The sequence below is a fragment of the Snodgrassella alvi genome (assembly GCF_002777425.1).
In the GTDB taxonomy this organism is placed as follows: domain Bacteria; phylum Pseudomonadota; class Gammaproteobacteria; order Burkholderiales; family Neisseriaceae; genus Snodgrassella; species Snodgrassella alvi_B.
In genome coordinates, this window is the sequence record NZ_MDVC01000107.1 from 143,225 (window position 1) to 155,442 (window position 12,218).

General features: G+C 45.8%; 26 protein-coding genes. All 26 read left to right on the plus strand.

Features of this window, described 5'->3' with window-relative positions; all coding sequences use genetic code 11:
• The first annotated feature begins 180 nt into the window (after window positions 1-180).
• A complete protein-coding gene (gene rplC / locus BGI33_RS10780) occupies window positions 181-825 on the plus strand; it encodes a 50S ribosomal protein L3 (RefSeq protein WP_100091191.1) in 645 nt (214 codons plus the stop codon).
• Complete coding sequence (rplD, locus tag BGI33_RS10785) at window positions 825-1,445, plus strand: 50S ribosomal protein L4 (protein ID WP_025331819.1); 621 nt, start codon at window positions 825-827, stop codon at window positions 1,443-1,445. Before rplC ends, rplD begins: the two co-directional genes overlap by 1 nt.
• On the plus strand, window positions 1,442-1,756 hold the full coding sequence (gene rplW, locus BGI33_RS10790; protein ID WP_174827874.1) for a 50S ribosomal protein L23: 315 nt from the start codon (window positions 1,442-1,444) through the stop codon (window positions 1,754-1,756). The genes rplD and rplW overlap by 4 nt, the downstream gene beginning before the upstream one ends.
• Window positions 1,757-1,761: 5 nt before the next feature.
• On the plus strand, window positions 1,762-2,598 hold the full coding sequence (rplB, locus tag BGI33_RS10795) for a 50S ribosomal protein L2 (RefSeq protein WP_100091193.1): 837 nt from the start codon (window positions 1,762-1,764) through the stop codon (window positions 2,596-2,598).
• 5 nt (window positions 2,599-2,603) lie between these two features.
• Window positions 2,604-2,879 carry a 30S ribosomal protein S19 gene (rpsS, locus tag BGI33_RS10800; protein ID WP_037406960.1) on the plus strand — a complete coding sequence of 92 codons (276 nt, stop codon included), beginning with the start codon at window positions 2,604-2,606 and terminating at the stop codon, window positions 2,877-2,879.
• 10 nt (window positions 2,880-2,889) lie between these two features.
• A complete protein-coding gene (gene rplV / locus BGI33_RS10805) occupies window positions 2,890-3,219 on the plus strand; it encodes a 50S ribosomal protein L22 (RefSeq protein WP_037406961.1) in 330 nt (109 codons plus the stop codon).
• Window positions 3,220-3,228: 9 nt separating this feature from the next.
• The gene (gene rpsC / locus BGI33_RS10810) at window positions 3,229-3,933 is read left to right on the plus strand and encodes a 30S ribosomal protein S3 (protein WP_093092414.1); all 705 of its coding nucleotides are present in this window, start codon (window positions 3,229-3,231) and stop codon (window positions 3,931-3,933) included.
• Entirely contained in the window at window positions 3,917-4,333 is a 417-nt protein-coding gene (gene rplP, locus BGI33_RS10815; protein ID WP_037394618.1) for a 50S ribosomal protein L16, read from the plus strand. Before rpsC ends, rplP begins: the two co-directional genes overlap by 17 nt.
• The gene (gene rpmC / locus BGI33_RS10820) at window positions 4,333-4,524 is read left to right on the plus strand and encodes a 50S ribosomal protein L29 (RefSeq protein ID WP_025331702.1); all 192 of its coding nucleotides are present in this window, start codon (window positions 4,333-4,335) and stop codon (window positions 4,522-4,524) included. Before rplP ends, rpmC begins: the two co-directional genes overlap by 1 nt.
• Window positions 4,524-4,787: a 30S ribosomal protein S17 gene (gene rpsQ / locus BGI33_RS10825; RefSeq protein ID WP_025331701.1), complete on the plus strand. Its 264-nt coding sequence runs from the start codon at window positions 4,524-4,526 to the stop codon at window positions 4,785-4,787. Before rpmC ends, rpsQ begins: the two co-directional genes overlap by 1 nt.
• 232 nt (window positions 4,788-5,019) lie before the next feature.
• Window positions 5,020-5,388 carry a 50S ribosomal protein L14 gene (gene rplN, locus BGI33_RS10830; protein WP_025331700.1) on the plus strand — a complete coding sequence of 123 codons (369 nt, stop codon included), beginning with the start codon at window positions 5,020-5,022 and terminating at the stop codon, window positions 5,386-5,388.
• Window positions 5,389-5,399: 11 nt separating this feature from the next.
• The gene (gene rplX / locus BGI33_RS10835) at window positions 5,400-5,723 is read left to right on the plus strand and encodes a 50S ribosomal protein L24 (RefSeq protein WP_100091194.1); all 324 of its coding nucleotides are present in this window, start codon (window positions 5,400-5,402) and stop codon (window positions 5,721-5,723) included.
• Window positions 5,724-5,733: 10 nt separating this feature from the next.
• Window positions 5,734-6,273 (plus strand): 50S ribosomal protein L5, encoded by a 540-nt coding sequence (gene rplE, locus BGI33_RS10840; protein ID WP_025331698.1) that lies wholly within the window; start codon window positions 5,734-5,736, stop codon window positions 6,271-6,273.
• Between the two features lie 2 nt (window positions 6,274-6,275).
• Window positions 6,276-6,581: a 30S ribosomal protein S14 gene (rpsN, locus tag BGI33_RS10845; RefSeq protein ID WP_100091195.1), complete on the plus strand. Its 306-nt coding sequence runs from the start codon at window positions 6,276-6,278 to the stop codon at window positions 6,579-6,581.
• Window positions 6,582-6,595: 14 nt separating this feature from the next.
• Entirely contained in the window at window positions 6,596-6,988 is a 393-nt protein-coding gene (rpsH, locus tag BGI33_RS10850; protein WP_100091197.1) for a 30S ribosomal protein S8, read from the plus strand.
• 9 nt (window positions 6,989-6,997) lie between these two features.
• Window positions 6,998-7,531, plus strand: a complete 534-nt coding sequence (gene rplF / locus BGI33_RS10855; RefSeq protein ID WP_100091198.1) for a 50S ribosomal protein L6 — start codon at window positions 6,998-7,000, stop codon at window positions 7,529-7,531.
• Between the two features lie 13 nt (window positions 7,532-7,544).
• The gene (gene rplR, locus BGI33_RS10860) at window positions 7,545-7,898 is read left to right on the plus strand and encodes a 50S ribosomal protein L18 (protein ID WP_100091200.1); all 354 of its coding nucleotides are present in this window, start codon (window positions 7,545-7,547) and stop codon (window positions 7,896-7,898) included.
• Window positions 7,899-7,917: 19 nt separating this feature from the next.
• Window positions 7,918-8,436, plus strand: coding sequence for a 30S ribosomal protein S5 (gene rpsE, locus BGI33_RS10865; RefSeq protein WP_100091201.1), 519 nt, complete (start codon window positions 7,918-7,920; stop codon window positions 8,434-8,436).
• Window positions 8,429-8,614, plus strand: coding sequence for a 50S ribosomal protein L30 (gene rpmD, locus BGI33_RS10870; RefSeq protein ID WP_100091203.1), 186 nt, complete (start codon window positions 8,429-8,431; stop codon window positions 8,612-8,614). The genes rpsE and rpmD overlap by 8 nt, the downstream gene beginning before the upstream one ends.
• 1 nt (window position 8,615) lies before the next feature.
• Window positions 8,616-9,050: a 50S ribosomal protein L15 gene (gene rplO / locus BGI33_RS10875; protein WP_100091204.1), complete on the plus strand. Its 435-nt coding sequence runs from the start codon at window positions 8,616-8,618 to the stop codon at window positions 9,048-9,050.
• A 13-nt stretch (window positions 9,051-9,063) separates the two neighbouring features.
• On the plus strand, window positions 9,064-10,380 hold the full coding sequence (gene secY / locus BGI33_RS10880; protein ID WP_100091205.1) for a preprotein translocase subunit SecY: 1,317 nt from the start codon (window positions 9,064-9,066) through the stop codon (window positions 10,378-10,380).
• A 4-nt stretch (window positions 10,381-10,384) separates the two neighbouring features.
• Window positions 10,385-10,603 (plus strand): translation initiation factor IF-1, encoded by a 219-nt coding sequence (gene infA, locus BGI33_RS10885; RefSeq protein ID WP_003684714.1) that lies wholly within the window; start codon window positions 10,385-10,387, stop codon window positions 10,601-10,603.
• 18 nt (window positions 10,604-10,621) lie between these two features.
• A complete protein-coding gene (gene rpmJ, locus BGI33_RS10890; RefSeq protein WP_003697674.1) occupies window positions 10,622-10,735 on the plus strand; it encodes a 50S ribosomal protein L36 in 114 nt (37 codons plus the stop codon).
• A gap of 58 nt (window positions 10,736-10,793) precedes the next feature.
• Window positions 10,794-11,156 (plus strand): 30S ribosomal protein S13, encoded by a 363-nt coding sequence (gene rpsM, locus BGI33_RS10895; RefSeq protein ID WP_025331689.1) that lies wholly within the window; start codon window positions 10,794-10,796, stop codon window positions 11,154-11,156.
• Window positions 11,157-11,172: 16 nt separating this feature from the next.
• Complete coding sequence (rpsK, locus tag BGI33_RS10900; RefSeq protein WP_025331688.1) at window positions 11,173-11,565, plus strand: 30S ribosomal protein S11; 393 nt, start codon at window positions 11,173-11,175, stop codon at window positions 11,563-11,565.
• 15 nt (window positions 11,566-11,580) lie between these two features.
• Window positions 11,581-12,201 carry a 30S ribosomal protein S4 gene (rpsD, locus tag BGI33_RS10905; RefSeq protein WP_025331687.1) on the plus strand — a complete coding sequence of 207 codons (621 nt, stop codon included), beginning with the start codon at window positions 11,581-11,583 and terminating at the stop codon, window positions 12,199-12,201.
• The last annotated feature ends 17 nt before the right edge of the window (window positions 12,202-12,218 follow it).

A 12,218-nucleotide genomic window follows, 5' to 3' on the forward strand; every position in this document is an offset into this window, starting at 1 on the left:
ATATATAAAACATAAGCGTTGTTTTTTTATCTAAAAATCCGTGCTTTACTTGCATAAAAAATTGATTCAGGCAGAATAAACATGATACTATCGCCATCTTGCCGATTTTACGTCGGCAAGATTCTTTATTTGTGCGAGGCCAATCAATCGTAATTGGTCCCTTTATAAAAGGAAATAACTATGACTTTAGGTCTGGTTGGGCGCAAAGTAGGCATGACGCGCGTGTTCGATGAGAACGGCGCTTCAGTTCCAGTAACTGTACTGGACATGTCTGCTAACCGCGTCACTCAACTCAAATCCGAAGCTACCGACGGCTACACTGCCGTACAGGTGACTTTCGGTCAGAAAAAAGCCAATCGCGTCAGCAAGGCGCAGGCAGGTCACTTTGCCAAAGCTGGTGTTGAAGCCGGTCGTGGCTTGGTAGAATTTGCCGTTTCTGAAGAAAAATTGGCTGAATTGTCTGCGGGTGCTGAAATTAATGTCAGCATTTTTGCAGCAGGTCAGTTGATTGATGTCACTGGTACCAGCAAAGGTAAAGGCTTTTCTGGCACCATCAAACGTCACAATTTTGGTTCTCAGCGTGCTTCTCACGGTAACTCCCGTTCCCATCGTGTGCCAGGTTCAACCGGTATGGCACAGGATCCGGGTCGCGTATTCCCGGGTAAACGTATGGCTGGTCAGTACGGTAACGTTAAATCCACCATCCAGAATCTGGAAATCGTACGCGTAGATACCGAACGTCAGCTGTTGCTGGTGAAAGGTGCAGTGCCCGGTGCGGTTAACAGCGACGTTGTCGTGCGTCCGAGCGTGAAGGTAGGTGCGTAATGGAACTGAAATTAATTGATGCTCAAGGTCAGGTTGCAGGTGCAGTTGCTGCTTCTGACGCATTGTTTGCACGTGAATACAATGAAGATCTGGTTCACCAGCTGGTTACTGCCTTTCTGGCCAATGCCCGCTCCGGTAACCGTTCACAGTTGACTCGTGCCGAAGTAAAACACTCTACTAAAAAGCCATGGCGTCAGAAAGGAACTGGCCGCGCCCGTTCCGGTATGACATCTTCTCCGCTGTGGCGCAGTGGTGGTCGTGCGTTCCCGAATAAACCAGATGAAAACTTTACCCAGAAAGTAAATCGCAAGATGTACCGCGCGGGTATGGCTGCCATCCTGTCTCAGCTGGTACGTGACGAACGCCTGTTTGTTATTGATGAATTGTCTGCTGCTACACCTAAAACCAAAGCGTTTGCCGAACAGGTAAAAAATCTGGGTATGGAGCAGGTATTATTCATCACCAAACAGCTGGATGAAAACGTTTACTTGTCTAGCCGCAACCTGCCGAATGTACTGGTTCTGGAAGCACAGCAAACTGATCCGTACAATCTGTTACGCTTTAAGAAAGTAGTGCTTACCAAAGCAGCAGTTGCACAACTTGAGGAGCAATGGGTATGAATCAACAACGTTTAATGCAAGTGCTCTTGGCTCCTGTTGTTTCTGAAAAAAGCAACATGCTGGCTGAAAAACGCAACCAGATGACGTTTAAAGTATTGCCAAACGCCACCAAGCCAGAAATCAAGGCTGCTGTGGAACTATTGTTTAATGTAAAAGTGGATTCTGTAGCCACCACCCTCATTAAAGGCAAAAGTAAACGTTTTGGCCGTACCATCGGTAAGCGCAGTGACGTGAAAAAAGCTTATGTCAGCCTGGCGGCTGGTCAAGAGCTGGACATCGAATCTGCTGCCGCTTCTGCAGATAAGGAATAAGCACTATGGCTATTGTTAAAATGAAGCCGACTTCTGCTGGCCGTCGCGGCATGGTACGCGTGGTAACAGAAGGCTTGCACAAAGGTGCACCATATGCACCATTATTGGAAAAACAGTCTTCAACCGCTGGTCGTAACCACGGTGGACGGATTACCACCCGTCATAAAGGTGGTGGCCATAAACATCATTACCGTGTTGTAGACTTCAAACGTAACGACAAAGACGGTATTGCTGCCAAAGTAGAACGCATTGAGTACGATCCAAACCGTACTGCACATATTGCACTGTTGTGTTTCGCCGATGGTGAACGCCGTTACATTATTGCTCCGCGCAATGTACAGGTAGGTGCCGTACTGGTTTCTGGTTCCGAAGCGGCAATCAAGGCTGGTAATAATCTGCCAATTCGCAATATTCCGGTTGGTACAACGCTCCACTGTATCGAAATGAAACCGGGTAAAGGTGCTCAGATTGCCCGCTCAGCTGGCGCATCTGCCGTACTGTTGGCTAAAGAAGGTGTATATGCCCAGTTGCGTCTGCGTTCTGGCGAAGTACGTAAAATTCACGTTGACTGCCGTGCCACCATTGGTGAAGTAGGCAACGAAGAACAAAGCCTGCAAAAACTGGGTAAAGCCGGTGCCAAGCGCTGGCGCGGTATCCGTCCTACCGTACGCGGTGTGGTAATGAACCCGGTAGATCACCCGCATGGTGGTGGTGAAGGCCGTACTGGTGAAGCTCGTGAACCGGTTAGCCCATGGGGTACACCAACCAAAGGCTATCGTACTCGTCGTAATAAACGCACGAACAACATGATTGTTCGCCGCCGTTACTCAAATAAAGGTTAACTGATATGGCTCGTTCATTAAAAAAAGGCCCATATGTCGACCTGCATTTACTGAAAAAAGTCGATGCGGCTCGTGCTACTAACGACAAGCGCCCGATTAAAACCTGGTCACGTCGTTCCACTATTCTGCCTGATTTTATCGGTCTGACCATTGCTGTACACAACGGCCGTACCCACGTGCCAGTATTCATCAGCGACAATATGGTTGGTCACAAATTAGGTGAGTTCTCATTGACCCGTACCTTCAAAGGCCATCTGGCTGACAAGAAGGCTAAAAAATAAGGGATAAAACATGAGAGTTAGTGCACAACATAAAAATGCCCGCATTTCTGCGCAAAAAGCCCGTCTGGTTGCTGATCTGGTGCGTGGCAAAGATATTGCCCAAGCGTTGAATATTTTGACATTCAGCCCGAAAAAAGGTGCTGAGTTGATCAAAAAGGTACTGGAATCTGCTGTGGCTAATGCCGAGCATAACGAAGGTGCTGATATCGACGAATTGAAAGTGGTTACCATCTATGTCGACAAAGGTCCAAGTCTGAAACGTTTTCAGGCGCGTGCCAAAGGTCGTGGTAATCGCATCGAGAAACAAACTTGTCACATCAACGTGATTGTGGGCAACTAAGGAAAAGCGATGGGACAAAAAATTAACCCTACAGGCTTTCGCCTGGCAGTGAATAAAGATTGGTCTTCCAAGTGGTTTGCCAAAAGCGGCGACTTTTCCAAAGTGCTGAAAGAAGATATCGACGTACGTAATTTTTTACGTAAACGTCTGGCTAATGCTTCTGTTGGTCGTGTTGTAATTGAACGTCCGGCTAAATCTGCACGCATTACCATTTATAGCGCCCGTCCAGGGATTGTAATTGGTAAAAAAGGCGAAGACATTGAAGTATTAAAACGTGATTTGCAGAAAATCATGGGTGTGCCGGTACATGTCAACATCGAAGAAATCCGCAAACCGGAAATCGATGCGCAAATCATTGCAGACAATATCGCTGCACAGCTGGAAAAACGTGTAATGTTTCGCCGTGCCATGAAACGTGCCATGCAAAATGCCATGCGCGTTGGTGCTAAAGGTATCAAAATCATGTCTTCCGGCCGTTTAAACGGTATCGAAATTGCCCGCACCGAATGGTATCGTGAGGGTCGTGTACCTTTGCATACCCTGCGTGCCAATGTTGACTACGCAACTAGCGAAGCCAAAACCACATATGGCATTATCGGTATCAAGGTCTGGGTTTATAAGGGTGAATTAACCCCGGGTGAAATTCAGGCCAAGCCGGAACAGGACAAGAAACACAGCAGAAAGGCAGGTGGTCGAAATGCTGCAGCCAACTAGAATGAAATACCGCAAACAGCAAAAAGGCCGCAACACCGGTATTGCTACTCGTGGCAATAAAGTTAGCTTTGGTGATTTTGGTCTGAAAGCTGTGGGCCGTGGTCGTTTGACTGCACGCCAGATTGAGGCAGCACGTCGTGCAATGACTCGTCACATTAAACGTGGCGGTCGTATCTGGATTCGCGTATTCCCGGATAAACCCATTACTGAAAAACCAATTCAGGTACGTATGGGTGGCGGTAAAGGTAATGTGGAATATTACATTGCCGAAATCCAGCCGGGCAAAATGCTCTACGAAATGGATGGTGTAGATGAAACTTTGGCACGTCAGGCTTTCGAGCTGGCAGCAGCCAAATTGCCGATTCAGACCGTATTTGTTAAACGCCAGGTAGGTCAATAATGAAAACCAGTGAATTGAAAGACAAATCTGTTGAGCAGTTAAACGAAGAACTGGTTGGCCTGTTGAAAGCGCAGTTTGGACTGCGTATGCAGCATGCCACCGGCCAGCTGGGTAAAAACAGTGAGCTGAAAAAAGTGCGTCGTAATATTGCTCGTGTAAAAACCATTTTGCACCAGAAGGATGGTGAATGATGACTGAAGCTAAAAACGTACGTACTTTGCAGGGCAAAGTCGTGAGCGACAAAATGGATAAAACTGTAACCGTACTGGTGGAGCGTAAGGTAAAACACCCGCTGTATGGCAAAGTGATTCGCCGTTCTACCAAAATCCATGCACACGATGAGCAGAACCAATACGGTATTGGTGACGTTGTTGTCATTTCCGAAGGTCGCCCATTGTCAAAAACCAAAAGCTGGGTTGTAACAGAGCTGATTGAAAAAGCACGCAATGTGTAATTAACACAACAATGTGCTACAATTAGGGAACGAAGTCTTGCGACAATCGGATATTGTCTGTAAACTTCGTTCCTTAACTTTCAGTTTCTTGAAAGTATCCGGCGATCGCCGGAGCTCTCCCTTCGGGACCCAAGACTGGTTTACTAGAACCGTTAATGGTTTCAAACAGCTATAAAGTAGTAGCAGGCTGATTGAAAGCGGTAAATTAAGTTGGATTTTAAAAGGTAATAACATGATTCAAATGCAGACCATCTTAGATGTGGCTGACAACTCTGGTGCGCGCCGTGTAATGTGCATCAAAGTATTAGGTGGATCTAAGCGTCGCTACGCATCTGTAGGCGACATTATCAAAGTGGCCGTAAAAGACGCAGCTCCTCGTGGTCGCGTTAAAAAGGGCGATGTATATAACGCTGTGGTAGTACGTACAGCTAAAGGTGTGCGTCGTAACGACGGAGCACTGATCAAATTTGATAACAATGCAGCCGTGCTGTTGAATACCAAGCTGGAACCAATTGGTACCCGTATTTTTGGCCCGGTAACCCGTGAGCTACGTACTGAGCGATTCATGAAAATCGTTTCATTGGCTCCTGAAGTACTGTAAGTGAGGTTGCAATGAAAAAGATTAAAACTGGTGATCAGGTGATCATCATTGCCGGTAAAGATAAGGGCAAACAGGGTAAAGTAGTGCGTGTTCTGGGTGATAAAGTGATTGTTGACGGTGTTAACCGTGTTAAACGTCACCAGAAACCTAACCCCATGCGTGGGATTGAAGGTGGTGTAATCACCAAAGATGCGCCATTGGCTATTTCCAATGTGGCGATTTTCAATCCGGAAACCCAAAAAGCTGACCGCGTAGGTATCAAGGTAGAAACAGTAGACGGAAAAGTAGTACGTACCCGTGTATACAAATCTACCGGTGCCACCGTGGGAGCTTAAGGAGTAATCAATGGCTCGTTTAAAAGACTTTTATAACACCACTGTTGTTCCTGAGTTGACCAAACAGTTCGGTTACAAATCTATCATGGAAGTACCGCGTATTGAAAAAATTACCCTGAATATGGGTGTAGGTGAAGCGGTTGCCGATAAAAAAGTAATGGAACATGCAGTTGGTGATCTGGAAAAAATTGCTGGTCAGAAACCGGTGGTAACCGTAGCACGCAAATCTATCGCTGGCTTTAAAATCCGTGATAACTATCCGATCGGTTGCAAGGTAACCTTGCGTCGTGACCGTATGTATGAGTTTCTAGACCGCTTGATTGCCATTGCCTTGCCTCGTGTACGTGATTTCCGTGGCGTAAATGGTAAATCATTTGATGGCCGTGGTAACTATAACATGGGTGTGCGTGAACAAATTATTTTCCCGGAAATTGAATACGATAAAATTGATGCTTTGCGTGGTTTAAATATTACCATTACCACAACTGCTAAAACTGATGCAGAAGCCAAAGCACTGTTGTCTCTGTTCAAATTTCCGTTTAAGGGTTAATTATGGCTAAGAAAGCACTTATTAATCGTGAGCTGAAGCGTGAAGCTTTAGCAAAAAAATATGCTGCCAAACGCGAAGCCATTTTCGCTATCATCAATGATGCCAATGCGACTGATGAAGAGCAATTTCAGGCACGCCTGAAATTACAGGCTATTCCGCGTAATGCTGCTCCGATTCGTCAACGTCGTCGCTGCGCTTTGACTGGTCGTCCGCGTGGTAATTTCCGTAAATTCGGCTTGGCCCGTACCAAAATCCGTGAAATCGCCATGCGTGGTGAAATTCCGGGCGTAATCAAAGCCAGCTGGTAATAGGAGTATAAAATATGAGTATGCATGATCCTATTTCCGATATGTTGACCCGCATTCGCAACGCTCAGCGTGCGAATAAAGCTACTGTAAACATGCCTTCTTCCAAATTAAAAGTGGCTATCGCCAAAGTTTTGAAAGAGGAAGGTTATGTAGAAGACTTCGTTGTATCTGCTGAAACCAAGGCGACATTGGAAATACAATTGAAATACTACGCTGGTCAGCCTGTGATTGAACGCATTCAACGCGTATCACGTCCTGGTCTGCGTGTGTATAAAGGTTCCAACGACATCCCTTCTGTAATGAATGGTTTGGGCGTTGTGATTGTGAGCACTTCTAAAGGCGTAATGACTGACCGTAAAGCCCGTGCCAATGGTATTGGCGGTGAGTTATTGTGCGTGGTTGCCTAAGGGGAAAACATGTCTCGAATTGCAAAACATCCGGTAGTGGTTCCGGCTGGCGTTGACGTTAAGTTTTCTCCAGAGGCTATTATCGTTAAAGGTAAAAACGGCGAATTATCCCTGCATCAACACGCTGAAGTAAATGTAGCACTGAATGATGGCCAGTTGGTTATTACCGCTAACGACAACAGTACAAAAGCAAATGCATTGTCTGGTACTGTACGTGCGTTATTACACAACATGGTTGTAGGCGTAAGCAGTGGTTTTGAGAAAAAACTGCAACTGATTGGTGTAGGTTATCGCGCTCAGGCTCAAGGTAAAGTATTGAACCTTTCTTTGGGTTACTCTCATCCGATTAACTATGAATTACCAGAAGGTATCACTGCCACAACTCCTTCAGCTACCGAAGTAATTATTGCCGGTGCTGATAAGCAGGTGGTAGGGCAGGTGGCCGCTGAAATTCGTGGATTCCGTCCGCCAGAACCTTACAAAGGTAAAGGTGTACGTTATGCTGATGAGCGCGTCGTTATTAAAGAAACCAAGAAAAAATAATTGAGGCTCACTGATGGATAAAAATGTAGCAAGACTGCGTCGTGCACGTAAAACCCGTGCCAAAATTGCAGCTCTGAACAAAGTGAGATTGTGCGTTTTCCGCACCAATAATCACATTTATGCCCAGGTTATTAGCGCTGAAGGTGATCGAGTATTGGCTCAGGCCTCTACTCTGGAGGCTGATGTGCGTTCCAGCATTAAATATGGCAGCAATGTTGACGCTGCTGTAGTAGTTGGTAAACGCATTGCTGAAAAAGCCAAAGCAGCTGGCATTGATGCAGTGGCATTTGACCGTTCAGGTTTTCAATACCATGGTCGCGTTAAAGCCTTGGCTGAGGCAGCTCGTGAAAACGGCTTGAGCTTCTAATAAACTGGAGACCAGAAATATGGCAAAACACGAAACTGAAGAACGCGGTGACGGCCTGATCGAAAAAATGGTTGCCGTAAACCGTGTGACCAAAGTGGTTAAAGGTGGCCGCATTATGGCTTTCTCGGCTTTAACCGTAGTTGGTGATGGCGATGGTCGTATCGGCATGGGTAAAGGTAAATCCAAAGAAGTACCTGTAGCTGTACAGAAAGCTATGGATCAAGCCCGTCGTAATATGATTAAAGTGCCTTTAAACGGCCGTACTATTCACCATGAAGTAATTGGTCGTCATGGCGCTACCCGCGTATTCATGCAGCCTGCTAAAGAAGGTAATGGCGTGAAAGCTGGCGGCCCAATGCGTTTGGTATTTGATGCAATGGGTATTCACAATATCTCTGCTAAAGTACACGGTTCAACCAATCCATACAATATTGTTCGCGCAACTCTGGATGGCTTGTCCAAACTGTATACACCAGCTGAAATTGCAGCCAAACGTGGCCTGACCGTAGAAGAAATTTTAGGAGCAGAGCATGAGTGAGCAAAAAACCGTACGCATTACATTGGTTAAAAGCCTGATTGGTACTATTGCCTCTCATCGTGCCTGCGCACGCGGTCTGGGTTTGCGTCACCGTGAGCATACTGTTGAGGTGCTTGATACCCCCGAAAATCGTGGCATGATCAATAAAATCAGCTACCTTTTGAAAGTGGAGAAGTAACATGCTTTTGAATACCATTCAACCTGCTGAAGGTGCTAAACATGCGGCTCGCCGTGTGGGTCGTGGCATTGGCAGCGGTTTAGGCAAAACCTGTGGTCGTGGCCACAAAGGTCAGAAAAGCCGTAAAGGTGGTTATCATAAAGTTGGTTTCGAAGGTGGTCAGATGCCTTTGCAGCGTCGCCTGCCGAAACGTGGCTTTAAATCTTTAACTGCCGGTTTTAATGCTCAAGTGCGTTTGGATGATCTGGCTAAAGTTGCAGTTGACGAAATTGATATTTTGGTACTGAAACAGGCCGGACTGGTGCCTGCTACTGCCTTAAATGTTAAAATCATTGCATCAGGCAGTATTGATAAGGCGGTAACTTTAAATGGTATTAAAGCCACCAAAGGTGCGCAACAGGCCATTGAAGCTGCCGGTGGTAAAGTAGCAGAATAAGGCAAGGAATCAAGTGGCTAATCCGCAATCCGCAACAGGACTTTCAAAGTTCGGTGATTTAAAAAATCGTCTGTTGTTTTTACTTGGTGCGTTGGTTGTATTCCGCATCGGTTCACATATCCCAGTGCCCGGTGTGGATGGTGCTGCTTTGACCAAACTGTATGAAAGTGCCGGCGGAGGCATATTAAGTATGCTTAATATGTTTTCCGGCGGTTCACTGCAACGATTCAGTATCTTTGCAATAGGTGTGATGCCTTATATTTCAGCGTCAATTATTGTACAACTGGCTTCCGAAATCATTCCTTCCTTGAAAGCGCTTAAAAAGGAAGGTGAGGCCGGACGTCGTACTTTGACTAAATATACGCGTTATGGCACCGTTTTGCTGGCTACCTTGCAAAGTTTTGGAGCTGCTGCATTTGTTTATCAACAAAATGTAGTAGTTTCTGGCCAATTCGAGTTTTATCTTTCAACCATGGTATGTCTGGTTACCGGAACCATGTTTTTAATGTGGCTGGGTGAACAGATTACTGAACGTGGTATTGGTAATGGTATTTCGCTGATTATTACTGCCGGTATTGCAGCAAGTCTGCCTGCCGGTATTGGTCGTCTATTGACATTAACCAGTCAGGGTTCCATCAGTTATCTGATGGCTATTGCACTGATAGTTGGTGCTTTGGCGTTGATATATGCAGTTGTATATATCGAAAGCGCGCAGCGCAAAGTACCTGTGCAGTATGCCAAGCGACAGGTTGGTAATCGCATTATGCAGGCGCAGAATTCCCATTTACCATTTAAATTGAATATGGCTGGCGTTATTCCGCCGATTTTTGCATCCAGCATTATTCTGTTTCCGTCTACTCTGTTAAGCTGGTTTGGTTCGGCAAATCAGGATGGATGGCTACAGAAACTGGCTGGTTTGTTACAGCATGGTCAGCCTGTTTATATTTTGCTATTTGCAGCTACTATCATCTTCTTTTGTTATTTCTATACGGCTCTTGTATTTAGTCCAAGAGAAATGGCAGAAAATCTGAAGAAAAGTGGTGCTTTCGTGCCGGGTATCCGCCCTGGTGAACAAACCAGCCGTTATCTGGAGAAAGTTGTATTGCGTTTGACTTTTTGGGGCGCAATTTATATAGCTATCGTGTGCCTGATTCCAGAAGTACTGACTTCTGCGATGAATGTACCTTTCTACCTAGGTGGCACCTCACTACTTATTCTGGTGGTGGTGACCATGGATTTTAAAACGCAAATTGCTTCATATGTCATGAGTAGTCAGTACGAACATTTGATGAAGCGATCTGCGATGAAATCATTATCATCACGTCGTTAGTATTATGGCCAAAGAAGATACCATACAGATGCAGGGTGAAATTCTTGAAACCCTGCCCAACGCAACTTTTAAAGTTAAACTTGAAAACGATCACGTCGTTTTAGGTCATATTTCTGGAAAAATGCGCATGCACTACATACGCATTTCTCCTGGAGATAAAGTGACTGTGGAATTGACCCCGTACGATTTGACTCGTGCTCGCATCGTTTTCCGCGCCCGCTAAGAGTAGAAAGGAAATAATATGCGCGTTCAGCCGTCGGTAAAAAAAATTTGCCGCAATTGTAAAATCATTCGTCGCAACCGTGTTGTGCGTGTGATTTGTACTGACCCTCGTCATAAACAACGCCAAGGCTAATTGGATAACCATAAGTCTTTGTGTTATAGTGACAGACTTTTTGCCCTAAGGAAAAAATATGGCTCGTATTGCAGGGGTAAATATCCCTAACAATGCCCATATCGTAATTGGCCTTCAGGCTATTTATGGTATTGGTTCGTCTCGCGCTAAACTGGTTTGCGAAGCTGCCGGCGTTGTGCCGAGCACTAAAGTAAAAGATTTGGACGAGACTCAACTTGATGCTTTACGTGAACAGATTGCCAAATACCATGTAGAAGGTGATTTGCGTCGTGAAGTGACCATGAACATCAAACGCTTGATGGACATGGGCTGTTATCGTGGTCTGCGTCATCGTCGCGGTTTACCGTGTCGTGGTCAGCGTACCCGTACCAATGCACGTACGCGTAAAGGTCCGCGTAAGGCGATTGCAGGCAAGAAATAATTGATAAGGAACAATAATGGCTAAAGCAAACACAGCTCGTGTGCGCAAGAAAGTACGTAAATCCGTAAGTGAAGGTATTGTGCATGTTCATGCATCTTTCAATAATACCATCATTACTATCACTGATCGTCAGGGCAATGCATTATCTTGGGCTACCTCTGGCGGTGCTGGTTTTAAAGGTTCACGTAAGAGCACACCATTTGCCGCTCAGGTTGCGGCAGAAGCAGCTGGTAAAGTTGCCCAAGAGTATGGCGTAAAAAATCTGGAAGTTCGCATTAAGGGGCCGGGTCCTGGTCGCGAATCTTCTGTACGTGCGCTCAACGCTCTTGGTTTTAAGATTACCAGTATTACAGACGTTACTCCATTGCCACACAATGGTTGTCGGCCACCTAAAAAACGTCGTATCTAACAGGAGTATTTGAGTATGGCACGTTATACCGGCCCGAAATGTAAATTAGCCCGTCGTGAGGGCACTGATCTGTTTCTGAAGAGTGCACGTCGCTCTCTGGATTCTAAATGTAAACTGGACTCTGCTCCTGGTCAGCATGGTGCGAAAAAGCCCCGCTTATCTGGCTATGGTCTGCAGTTGCGTGAAAAACAGAAAATCCGCCGTATTTACGGTGTTTTAGAACGTCAGTTTCGCCGTTATTTTGCTGAAGCAGCCCGTCGTAAAGGTTCGACTGGTGAACTGCTGCTTCAGTTGTTGGAATCTCGTTTAGATAATGTGGTATACCGTATGGGTTTTGGCTCTACCCGCGCCGAAGCCCGTCAGTTGGTATCTCACAAAGCCATTACCGTGAACGGCCAGGTTGTGAACATCCCTTCTTTTCAGGTGAAAGCCGGTGATGTTGTTGCAGTTCGCGAAAAAGCCAAAAAACAGGTGCGTATTCAGGAGGCATTCAGCCTTGCCAGCCAGATTGGCTTACCAAGCTGGGTTTCTGTTGAAGAAGGCAAGCTGGAAGGTGTTTTCAAAAACATGCCAGATCGCACTGAATTGAGTGGCGATATTAATGAACAGCTGGTGGTAGAGTTTTACTCTAAATAAAGCTGGTTAAGTGAGGA

What these genes read in the sequence shown, in the direction of transcription:
- rplC (WP_100091191.1), top strand. Translation starts at nt 181, where the DNA reads ATGACTTTAGGTCTGGTTGGGCGCAAAGTAGGCATGACGCGCGTGTTC.
- rplD (WP_025331819.1), top strand. Translation starts at nt 825, where the DNA reads ATGGAACTGAAATTAATTGATGCTCAAGGTCAGGTTGCAGGTGCAGTT.
- rplW (WP_174827874.1), top strand. Translation starts at nt 1,442, where the DNA reads ATGAATCAACAACGTTTAATGCAAGTGCTCTTGGCTCCTGTTGTTTCT.
- rplB (WP_100091193.1), top strand. Translation starts at nt 1,762, where the DNA reads ATGGCTATTGTTAAAATGAAGCCGACTTCTGCTGGCCGTCGCGGCATG.
- rpsS (WP_037406960.1), top strand. Translation starts at nt 2,604, where the DNA reads ATGGCTCGTTCATTAAAAAAAGGCCCATATGTCGACCTGCATTTACTG.
- rplV (WP_037406961.1), top strand. Translation starts at nt 2,890, where the DNA reads ATGAGAGTTAGTGCACAACATAAAAATGCCCGCATTTCTGCGCAAAAA.
- rpsC (WP_093092414.1), top strand. Translation starts at nt 3,229, where the DNA reads ATGGGACAAAAAATTAACCCTACAGGCTTTCGCCTGGCAGTGAATAAA.
- rplP (WP_037394618.1), top strand. Translation starts at nt 3,917, where the DNA reads ATGCTGCAGCCAACTAGAATGAAATACCGCAAACAGCAAAAAGGCCGC.
- rpmC (WP_025331702.1), top strand. Translation starts at nt 4,333, where the DNA reads ATGAAAACCAGTGAATTGAAAGACAAATCTGTTGAGCAGTTAAACGAA.
- rpsQ (WP_025331701.1), top strand. Translation starts at nt 4,524, where the DNA reads ATGACTGAAGCTAAAAACGTACGTACTTTGCAGGGCAAAGTCGTGAGC.
- rplN (WP_025331700.1), top strand. Translation starts at nt 5,020, where the DNA reads ATGATTCAAATGCAGACCATCTTAGATGTGGCTGACAACTCTGGTGCG.
- rplX (WP_100091194.1), top strand. Translation starts at nt 5,400, where the DNA reads ATGAAAAAGATTAAAACTGGTGATCAGGTGATCATCATTGCCGGTAAA.
- rplE (WP_025331698.1), top strand. Translation starts at nt 5,734, where the DNA reads ATGGCTCGTTTAAAAGACTTTTATAACACCACTGTTGTTCCTGAGTTG.
- rpsN (WP_100091195.1), top strand. Translation starts at nt 6,276, where the DNA reads ATGGCTAAGAAAGCACTTATTAATCGTGAGCTGAAGCGTGAAGCTTTA.
- rpsH (WP_100091197.1), top strand. Translation starts at nt 6,596, where the DNA reads ATGAGTATGCATGATCCTATTTCCGATATGTTGACCCGCATTCGCAAC.
- rplF (WP_100091198.1), top strand. Translation starts at nt 6,998, where the DNA reads ATGTCTCGAATTGCAAAACATCCGGTAGTGGTTCCGGCTGGCGTTGAC.
- rplR (WP_100091200.1), top strand. Translation starts at nt 7,545, where the DNA reads ATGGATAAAAATGTAGCAAGACTGCGTCGTGCACGTAAAACCCGTGCC.
- rpsE (WP_100091201.1), top strand. Translation starts at nt 7,918, where the DNA reads ATGGCAAAACACGAAACTGAAGAACGCGGTGACGGCCTGATCGAAAAA.
- rpmD (WP_100091203.1), top strand. Translation starts at nt 8,429, where the DNA reads ATGAGTGAGCAAAAAACCGTACGCATTACATTGGTTAAAAGCCTGATT.
- rplO (WP_100091204.1), top strand. Translation starts at nt 8,616, where the DNA reads ATGCTTTTGAATACCATTCAACCTGCTGAAGGTGCTAAACATGCGGCT.
- infA (WP_003684714.1), top strand. Translation starts at nt 10,385, where the DNA reads ATGGCCAAAGAAGATACCATACAGATGCAGGGTGAAATTCTTGAAACC.
- rpmJ (WP_003697674.1), top strand. Translation starts at nt 10,622, where the DNA reads ATGCGCGTTCAGCCGTCGGTAAAAAAAATTTGCCGCAATTGTAAAATC.
- rpsM (WP_025331689.1), top strand. Translation starts at nt 10,794, where the DNA reads ATGGCTCGTATTGCAGGGGTAAATATCCCTAACAATGCCCATATCGTA.
- rpsK (WP_025331688.1), top strand. Translation starts at nt 11,173, where the DNA reads ATGGCTAAAGCAAACACAGCTCGTGTGCGCAAGAAAGTACGTAAATCC.
- rpsD (WP_025331687.1), top strand. Translation starts at nt 11,581, where the DNA reads ATGGCACGTTATACCGGCCCGAAATGTAAATTAGCCCGTCGTGAGGGC.